The organism is Protofrankia sp. Cas8 (assembly GCF_963555845.1).
In the GTDB taxonomy this organism is placed as follows: Bacteria; Actinomycetota; Actinomycetes; order Frankiales; family Frankiaceae; genus Protofrankia.
In genome coordinates, this window is record NZ_CAUVXI010000048.1 from 9,203 (window position 1) to 17,910 (window position 8,708).

At 68.9% G+C, this 8,708-nt stretch carries 8 protein-coding genes and 1 pseudogene; 5 read left to right on the top strand and 4 right to left on the bottom strand.

The genetic code is table 11. From position 1 onward, the window contains the following. Positions 1-3,032, bottom strand: a 3,032-nt coding sequence (locus tag U9977_RS09835) for a TIR domain-containing protein (protein WP_322748902.1), incomplete at its 3' end; no start/stop codon positions are given. Between the two features lie 82 nt (positions 3,033-3,114). Here U9977_RS09835 and U9977_RS09840 point away from each other — a divergent pair. Both U9977_RS09840 and U9977_RS09845 read left to right on the top strand, forming a co-directional pair. Next, a complete protein-coding gene (locus U9977_RS09840) occupies positions 3,115-3,378 on the top strand; it encodes a hypothetical protein (protein ID WP_322748903.1) in 264 nt (87 codons plus the stop codon). Continuing rightward, a complete protein-coding gene (locus tag U9977_RS09845) occupies positions 3,375-3,788 on the top strand; it encodes a type II toxin-antitoxin system VapC family toxin (RefSeq protein ID WP_322748904.1) in 414 nt (137 codons plus the stop codon). Before U9977_RS09840 ends, U9977_RS09845 begins: the two co-directional genes overlap by 4 nt. A gap of 50 nt (positions 3,789-3,838) precedes the next feature. Here U9977_RS09845 and U9977_RS09850 read toward each other — a convergent pair whose 3' ends face one another. Together U9977_RS09850 and tnpA are read right to left on the bottom strand one after the other, a co-directional pair. Then, positions 3,839-5,233, bottom strand: a complete 1,395-nt coding sequence (locus tag U9977_RS09850) for a hypothetical protein (protein ID WP_322748905.1) — start codon at positions 5,231-5,233, stop codon at positions 3,839-3,841. A gap of 236 nt (positions 5,234-5,469) precedes the next feature. Further along, a complete protein-coding gene (tnpA, locus tag U9977_RS09855; protein ID WP_322748906.1) occupies positions 5,470-5,886 on the bottom strand; it encodes an IS200/IS605 family transposase in 417 nt (138 codons plus the stop codon). A 22-nt stretch (positions 5,887-5,908) separates the two neighbouring features. On the opposite strand from tnpA, the gene U9977_RS09860 reads away from it, so the two are divergent. The 3 genes from U9977_RS09860 to U9977_RS09870 all read left to right on the top strand — a co-directional run bounded on the left by U9977_RS09860 (position 5,909) and on the right by U9977_RS09870 (position 7,722). Continuing rightward, a complete protein-coding gene (locus tag U9977_RS09860) occupies positions 5,909-7,138 on the top strand; it encodes an RNA-guided endonuclease TnpB family protein (RefSeq protein ID WP_322748907.1) in 1,230 nt (409 codons plus the stop codon). A gap of 176 nt (positions 7,139-7,314) precedes the next feature. Next, positions 7,315-7,449, top strand: coding sequence for a hypothetical protein (locus U9977_RS09865; protein WP_322748908.1), 135 nt, complete (start codon positions 7,315-7,317; stop codon positions 7,447-7,449). A 30-nt stretch (positions 7,450-7,479) separates the two neighbouring features. Beyond that, positions 7,480-7,722 (top strand): PIN domain-containing protein, encoded by a 243-nt coding sequence (locus tag U9977_RS09870; protein ID WP_322748919.1) that lies wholly within the window; start codon positions 7,480-7,482, stop codon positions 7,720-7,722. Positions 7,723-7,814: 92 nt separating this feature from the next. Here the strand turns inward: U9977_RS09870 and U9977_RS09875 are convergent. After that, positions 7,815-8,708 (bottom strand): annotated as a pseudogene (locus tag U9977_RS09875) (WD40 repeat domain-containing protein); the annotation flags it as partial.

Sequence of the window (8,708 nt, forward strand, 5' to 3'; positions counted from 1 at the left end):
TCCCGGTACAGGTCCGCCGCAGTCACCGAGCCGCCACGCTGGCGCGCCTGGCGTAGCCGGTCCTCGTCCAGCTCGGCGATGAACGACAACAGTCGTGGGTTACGCGCCAGGTCGGGGAGGTCCCGCACCTCCCGGATCAGCCCGAGGCGGGCTGTTGCCCGTTGTTGTGCTTCCACGCGGCGGGCGTCGGTGTCGGGAAACTCCACCGACAGCGCCCGTGCGAAGCGTCCGACCAGAAAGGCATGGATCTGTTCGGGGCCGAACTCCGTCAGCCGGACGATGAACCGGCCGAACGTCCGCTCGACCTTCTCCCCGGTCTTCTTCAACACCTCGCCATCGGTGAGGAAGAACTCGGCCCGGCTCGTCACGACGATCTTCGCCTGATTGTCGAGGGCGGCCAGCAGGGTGTCCAGGTGCGCGACCGCGCGCTCGTAGGTGACGCGGGCCGCGAGCTCGTCGAAACCATCGAAGATCAACACGAGGTGGCCCTGAGCCAGCATGTAGCGGAAGGCATCGAGGTCCGGCCTGCGGACCTCGGAGTCCACCAGATGCTGGGCGACGAGCCGGTCGAGCTCGAGGGACTTCTCCAGCTGCCGCAGCTCGATCAGCATCGGGTCCACATGCGGCAGGTGGCGGGGTAACGCCAGAGCGAGCTCGTGCGTCAGGAAGGTCTTGCCGTGGCCGGAGTCGCCGAGCACGAGGATGAACCGGGCCTCATCCGTGGTCAACCACTCGACGATCTGTTGGAGGGCGGGGGCGGTGACGGTGGTGCGGTCGATCCGCCGGATGCGCTGCGGCACATACAGCTCGGGTGGGTAGTCCGGGTCGGCGTCAAGCCGGGCGGTCTGGCGGTCGACGTAGCCGCGCAGGTCCAGGACGCCCTGGTATTCGAGCATGCTCAACAGCCGCATACCGTTCCGCGCGGCGTGGGCGACCAGCTCGGGGGTGGCCGGTGTTCCCCCGGTGTAGACGAGCTCGGTGACCAGATTGCGGCGGTGCGGCGGATACCTGGCCTGGACCGTTGTGGCGAACTCGTCAACCGTGGCCTCGTCCGCTTCGCCGTCGATCAGGCCGACGAGCCCGTACTCCACGGTGTCGCCCTTGGCACACCACACATCCAGGCGGGCGGGCAGCCCGCCGGACGCCTCGACCCGCTCGACCGTCGCGTCCGGGTGGTGCAGGCGGGCCACTTTGGCGATTTCGTCCAGCGTGTCCGGTTGCCGCCGTGGCGGTCCGGACAACCCGTGGGACAGCTCCTCGCCGTCCGGGAACCGGCCGTCCATACCCCGGCCATACGGTTCGCGCGGGCGCCGGCCTGGTTCACCCTCCTCGTCGTCGTCCCCGGCCGGGGACGGAAACGCCGCGTGCACCGACCGGAACGCGTGCGGTGTGCGCACCGACCACGAGCTGCCGGCCGGGTCGACCCGCAGGTCACCCGTCCAACGTTTCTGATCGGGCTCGTAGCGGCGGGCATAGCGGGTGAACCCGTCCCGGTCGATCCGGATCAGCTGATACTGGTTCGGCACCTCCGGCGGGCGTGCCTGCGCGTCGACCGCCGCACTGCCCGTGGACGCGACCGGCAGCCCGGAGGACAACCAGCTGGCCCGGCCGTCGTGGGTATGGCCGTGCAGCAGCAGGTTCAGGTGCGGGCCGAGGATGCGGTCCAGGTCGTCGGCGTCGCGCAGGTTCTCGTCGTCGGAGGTGGCGCCCCGGATCGGGTTGTGGTGCACGGCACCGATCCGCAGCCAGCAGTCCCGCTCGTAACGGCCCAAGGCCTCGGCGACGGTACGGAGCTGGTGTTCCCCGAGGCAGCCGTAGTGCACCTCGTGCGTTTCGGCCATCGTCGAGTTCAGTCCAGCCACGACGACTTTGCGGTCGGGGATCTCGACCAGCGACCATTCGGCGCCGACACCGAAGCCGATCGCGGCGTCGACACCGTAGAACCGCCGCAGCAGGGCGTCGAAGCATTCCCACTTCGGCCAGTACGGCGGCTGGGGATTCCGCTTGAAGGCCTGCTCACGCAGGAAGTAGGACTGGCAGAGCAGCCGGTTGACGTCGTGGTTGCCAGGGATGACCACGAACCGGTTCCGGTCGAGTTCCAGGCGCTCCGCCAATGCGACGAGGAAGTCGTACACCTGGTCGAACTCGCCCTCGTCGCCGGTCTCGGCCAGGTCACCGGTGACCACGACGAGGTCGGGCCGCAGGCCCTCGGTTTCGGCGCGGCCTCGCAGGTCGTCGTGCAACCGGGCGAACAGGGACGTGTGGCCGCGGTCGGCCTCGGTGAGTCCGGCCCGGCCGAACACGTGGTGGGCCCCGAACTGGGTGTCGGAGATGTGCAGCACCGTGACGGCCGGCTCCGTGGCCTTGTCCGGCCTGCCCGCGGCTGTCCTGACCGCGGCTGTCTTGACCGCGGCGGTGACCGCACTGGCAGCTCCGGGGAAATCCGGTTGGTCGGCACCACGCGCCGCGCGACCGTCCGGGCCGGGGAACTGCGGGGCGACGGCGGGCTTCGCCCGGCCTTCGACGGAAGCGGTAATTCCCGCGAGCAGCGTGTCGGCGGCGGCCGTCTCGTCGCGGCCGACCAGGTCGATGTAGGTGGTTGACCGCAGCAGACCGGTGGGCTGGCAGTCCGCGACCCGGACCGGCACGATCCGACGCTTGGCCCCCTCGGGGTCCTCCGGCCAGATCGCCAGCCACTCGGCGTTGCCGTACCGGGAGTCGGCCAGATAGGTGGGGGACAGGACAGGCACCACCCGGGCCGAGGCCGGCAGCGTGCGGTGCATGCTGGCCGCCCAGTTCGTGCCCGGGACGAGGTCCCACGCCTGCACGAACACCCGCGCGGACCGCTCGCCGGACCGCTCGCTGAACCGCACCCGTGCCTCAAGCTGCCACGCGATCCACGCCGCCCAGGCGGCGTCCACGCCGGTGTAACTGACGAAGAAGTCGTAGCGACCGCCGTCACCGGACGCCGCCGTGTCAGTGACCCCTGTGTCGGTTACCCCTGTGTCGGTTACCCCGCCCCCGTCAACCATGGGTAAAGAATGTCACGATCCGCGCCCGCCTCGGTCGTGCGGTCAACCATCCGGCGGGAGCACCCGAGGTAGCATAAGGAGTATGAGCGAGCCTACCCAGAAGTACTCGATCACAATGCCTCGGGACGTCGCCGAGGCGGCCCGCGCCCGCGGCGGTCCCTCGGGCCTGTCCGCATACGTCGCCGCGGCCGTCGCGCGCCAGATCGAACGCGACAACCTCAACGACCTGATCGCGGTCGCGGAGGCCGAACACGGACCGATCATCGATGAGGAGATTCAGGCCAGGCGCGACACCCTGCTGCGCGCCCGCGAGCAGCAGGGCATCGCCGGCTCGAGCGCGGCATGATCCGCGCGCCCGCGGCGCCGGGCGGCACCCTGGTTCTGGACAGTGAAGGACTCGCCAAAGCGGTACAGCGCGACCGGGAGGTCACCGCGTGGCTCGCACTCGCCCGCGCCGACGACATGCGTGTGATCACCAGTGCGGCGACGCTGGTCGAGGTGGTGCACCCGCGCATCAGGCGTCCGGCGCTGGAATGGACCCTGTCCCGCATCGTCGTCGAGCCCGTCACCGAGGACATTGCCCGCCAGGCGGCGGCTCTCCTGAGCGATGCGGGTCTGCACGGTCACCAACACGCGATCGACGCCATGCTCTGCGCCACGGCGCTCGCCGTCCCCGGCCGCGTCACCGTGCTCACCTCGGACCCTGACGATCTCATGGCGCTCTGCGGTAGGCGGGTCACTCTCATCAAGATCTGAAGTGCCAGGGGCCTGAAGCCGTGTTGCCGACCCTCCCGCTGCGCGGCGGGCTACTCGGTCACGCGGGCGCGATAGTCCGGCCTGGAGTCGTCGCTGCCAACGTCGGGGTGTGTCTCGCCCAGAGCGTATGGTCGGCAGCGTTCGGCCAACTCGGATGCGGTCCTGTTGCGCTCGGCGAGCCAGCAGGCCCACTCGGGGAGTAGGGCGACGAGCTGGGCGGCGAAGTCGTCCTGGTAGTAGTTGCGCAGATGCAGGACGGTCAGGGCGATGCGGTGCGGCGAGCAGGTGCCGTACAGGGCGGCTGGGCCGTCGATATGCCAGGAATCCACCAGTTCCGTGATCAGTTCTTCCAGCTCGGCCGGCTGTGGCTGGTCGGCTCGGTGTGCCCGCAGCCAGGCGGTGAACTCTGCGGCTGCGCCGGCGTCGTCGAGGTCTGTGTGCGGCGCGGCCTGACGCACTCCGAAGCTCTTGATCGCCGTTTCGGCGAGGCGTCTGCTCCGGTGGTACTCGGCGGGCTGGCCCGCGTTCTCTCCGCCTGCCCGGAACAATCCTTCCTCGGCGGGCAGCAGGTCGGCCAGCAACCAAGGATCGTCGACTGCGGTGAGGGTCGTCTCGCCGGCAGCGAGAACGCCAACTCCGACCTGCCACGCCGCCAGCGCCTGCTCGGCTGTGGCGTAGTAGGCGCTGTGGACGGTGAATGCCTGGAATCCGCAGGCGTCGATGTCCCACAGATACCAGCGGTCTGGCCCGTTGAGTGTCGTGAACGCGGTGGTGACGCCGAAGCGGCTGCCGTAGGCGTCGCGTGTCCACAGAACCTGCCCGGTCATTGTCGGGCCGCCGGGGGTCGTGGGTAGTACGTGCCCGCCGGGATGATCGCGCAGGTCTCCGATCGCGTTGGCGGTGGTCGCGCTCAGCGGGAAGGGGAGGATGCGGGCCATGGTGGTCAGTACCCGCCACGGTGCTCGCCAGCCGTCGGGCTCCTCACCGTCAGGCTCGCAGCCGGGCTCGCAGTCGGGCTCGGTTGTCAACGTCTCCAGTGTCGCGTCCAGTGCCGAGCGGACGGCTGCGGCGGCTGCGGTGACGACGGCCCCGGCGAGTCGGTCGGGGTCCACATGGTCGTCGATCGGTTCGTCTTCGAACTCTCCCAGCCGCGCCCCGAGTCGGCGGCACAGGTCATCTTCAAGCTCGGAATCGGGTTGGCTCGGTGTGAACGCGACGAGTTCGGCGACGAGAGCGTCGGCCGCCGACGTGGCAAGGGCCGCCTTACGCGCGTCCACGTGACGTCGGTAGGTGACAAGACCGGTCAAGGCCTTTGTGAGCTCATCCTGGGACTGGTCGTCCGAATCGGACCGGATCGTCGGCTTGATTGGCCGGGTCGAGGCCTTGGAGTTGCGGGCCGAGGCCTTGGACGTGCGGGTCTTCTTCCGCTTGCGCGATACAGGCACTGAGGAAGCGTAGGACCGCCAGGTCGGACGCGGTACGCCGAGGTTGGTCCGACCACAGCGTGGTCGCGACCTGATCAAGCGCCGCATCCCTCATCCCGTATTCCGCATCCATTGATCTTCAGCCAGCACGGCTGGCCGGGTGTAGCCGGCTGCTACCGAATTGCGGGCCAGTGCTCCGGCCTTCAGGCCGGGGGTGAAGGCCCGCGCGGGAGGGCCGCCAGGGGCCCGAGCGTGCCCTAAACCGGACGGGTCTGCTGCTCGATGTACTGACGGACGACGGTCAGCGGCGCACCGCCGACCGACCCGGCGAAGTAGGAGCCGGACCACAGCCGGTTCGCCCGCCAGTAGTGGCGGGCCAGCTCGGGGAACTCTTGGCGCATTCGCCGCGACGAGACACCCTTGAGGCTGTTAACCAGTCTCGACAGGGCGACTTTGGGCGGGTAGTTGACCAGCAGGTGGACGTGCTCGCCTTCGCCGTTGAACTCGGCGAGGTCGGTCTCGAAGTCGACGCATACCGCCCGCATGATCTCCTCCAGTCGGGTCGCGTGCTGGTCGGTGAAGACGCAGTGCCGGTACTTGGTCACGAAAACCAAGTGGGCATGCAGCGCGAAAACGCAGTGCCTGCCAGTACGGATATCGAGATCGTGACCCATAGACCAATGGCGGACTTGACCTGTGCAGCTTCGGTACAACGTCCGTCTCGACCCGTCGCCGGGTCAGATCGCGGCACTGTCCCGGGCGTTCGGCTGCGCGCGGGTCGTGTTCAACGACGGGCTGCGTCTGCGGCAGGAGACCCGCGCAGCGGGGCTGCCATACCTCTCGGACGGAGAACTGTCGAAACGGGTCATCACGGAGGCGAAGAAGACCCCGGAACGGGCGTGGCTCGCCGAAGTGTCGGCGGTGGTGTTGCAACAGGCCGCGGCGGATCTGAACACGGCCTACCGGAACTGGTTCGGCTCACTGTCGGGCAAACGGCGGGGCCGGAAGGTCGGCCCGCCCCGGTTCCGGTCGAGGAAGGACAACCGGCAGGCGATTCGGTTCACGAAGAACGCCCGGTTCGCGGTGATCGAAGGGCGACGGCTGCGCCTTCCGAAGATCGGGGACGTGGCGGTCCGCTGGTCGCGGGAACGTCCTTCCGAGCCGTCGTCGGTGGCGGTGATCTGGGATGCGGCGGGCCGGTACTTCGCCTCCTTCGTTGTCCAGGTCCACGACGAGCCGTTGCCGCCGGTCGAGGACGAGGCGGGGATCGATGTGGGGTTGGAGCACTTCGCGGTCCTCTCGAACGGCACGAAGGTCACCTCGCCGACGTTCCTCCGCCGTGTGCACCGCAAGCTCCGCCGGCTCCACAAGGACCTATCTCGCAAACGGAAGGGCAGCAACAACCGCAGGAAGGCTGTCGTCAAGGTCGCCCGAGCGCACGTGAAGGTGGCCGATACCCGGCGGGACTGGCAGCACAAGCTGTCCACGGCGATCATTCGCGAGAACCAAGCGGTGTACGTCGAGGATCTGTGCGTGGCCGGTCTTGGCCGGACGCGGCTGGCCCGGTCGGTGTACGACGCGGGCTGGTCGCAGTTCGCCGGGATGCTGGAGTACAAGGCGGCCCGGTACGGCCGGACGTTCGTGAAGGTCGACCGGTTCTTCCCGTCGTCGCAGGTCTGTTCTGCCTGCGGGATGAAGGATGGGCCGAAACCGCTGTCGGTCAGGCGGTGGACGTGTCCGGCGTGCGGGACGGCCCACGACCGGGACGTGAACGCGGCGAGGAACATCAGGACCGAGGGACACAAGGTCGCCGCCGGACAGGCAGAGACCATAAACGCCCGTGGAGCGCGGGTAAGACCGGCACCTGTGCCGGCACCGCGCGGAGAAGCGGGAACCCACCCGAAGCTCACGCCCACAGCGGCGTAGCAGACGGGAATCTCCGCCCTGCAAGGCGGAGAGGATGTCAAGCTTGTCGCATGGTGGCGTAGGTACGCCCCCAACGCACTTGGCAACTAGCCGTCCGATCACCCTCCGTATCGGATCCGGCCGGTGAGGAGCTGCTCATCACCGTTGACGGTCGGCCTGTCGCCCGGCTCGCCGCCGTGGGCCGCCGTCCCCGGTTCATCAGCCGCGAGGAGTTCGTGCGCCGGTTCCTGTCCCGACAGGCCGATTCCGAACTCCGGGCCGACCTCGACGAGCTGGCCGCGGACACCACGGACGATCTGCCGCCGCTGTGACCGCGGCCGGGCTCGCTGGCCGTTCGGAATCTGGCTGCGCGTGACCGGAGGCTCACCACGCTGCAGGAGGCGTTGGACCTTGACCCGGTGCCGATCGACGATGGTGTGGCCCAGGCGTGGGCGCGCCTGCAGGTTGCGTTGCGTGACTCCGGACGTCGGATGACGGTGAACGGCGCGTGGATCGCCGCCACCGCGCTCGCCCTCGACGTTCCGGTGGTCAGTCAGGATGATGACTACGCGGACGTGCCGGGCCTGAGCGTGATCCGCGTCTGACGATCGCTGCGGGAGACCGGGCCGATCCCGTCGTCACCGGCGTTCGTCGCCGGCCGTTCGAGGGAAGGCCAGAGGCGCAAGCGAACGTCAGGTCAACCGCGCCCGGGGCGGGGCGGGGCGGGGGGTAGGGGTAGCGGCGCGTCCGCCGGGATGCGCCGGATGGTCGGGTCGTAGCCGTCCAGCTCGCCAGGCTCGAAACGGACGTTCTTGATCATAAACCAGAAGGAGCCGTCCGGCTCGCCGACCAGCTTGTACGAACCGTCCGGCAGCAGGACCGCCCACCCGTCCCGAGTACCGATCATGGTCGCGATCGGGCGGCCGGTGGCGGTCTCCCACAGCCGTACCGTGTTGTCGTCGCCTCCTGATGCGATCATGGTGCCGTCGGGGGAGAACCCCACCGACCGCACCTGGCGGGTGTGGCCGGTCAGGGAGCGCATCTCGGTACCGGTGGTGGTGTCCCACAGCCGTACCGTGTTGTCGTCGCCTCCTGATGCGATCATGGTGCCGTCGGGGGAGAACCCCACCGACCACACTCGGCGGGTGTGGCTGGTCAGAGTGCGCATCTCGGTACCGGTGGTGGTGTCCCACAGCCGTACCGTGCCATCCTCCGACCCGGCGGCGATCATGGTGGTGTCCGGGGAGAATCCCACCGACCGCACCGTGTCGGTGGGGCCGGTGAGGGTGTGGATCCGGTGGCCGGTGGTGTCCCACAAGCGGATCTTGCTGTCGTCTCCTCCGGCGGCGATCATGGTGCCGTTCGGGGAGAACCCCAGCGACCACACCGAGCCGATGGGGCCGGTCAGGGTGCGCAGTTTCCGGCCGGTGGTGGTGTCCCACAGTCGGATCGTGCCGTCGCCCGACCCGGCGGCGATCATGGTGCCGTTCGGGGAGAATCCCACTGACCGTACCGTGGCGGTGTTGCCCGTGAGAGTGCGCAGTTGTCGGCCGGTGGTGGTGTCCCACAGTCGGACCTTGCTGTCGCCTTC

Coding starts and splice junctions, on each gene's coding strand:
- U9977_RS09845 (WP_322748904.1), top strand. CDS start 3,375: ATGATCCGCGCGCCCGCGGCGCCGGGCGGCACCCTGGTTCTGGACAGT.
- tnpA (WP_322748906.1), bottom strand. CDS start 5,886: ATGGGTCACGATCTCGATATCCGTACTGGCAGGCACTGCGTTTTCGCG.
- U9977_RS09840 (WP_322748903.1), top strand. CDS start 3,115: ATGAGCGAGCCTACCCAGAAGTACTCGATCACAATGCCTCGGGACGTC.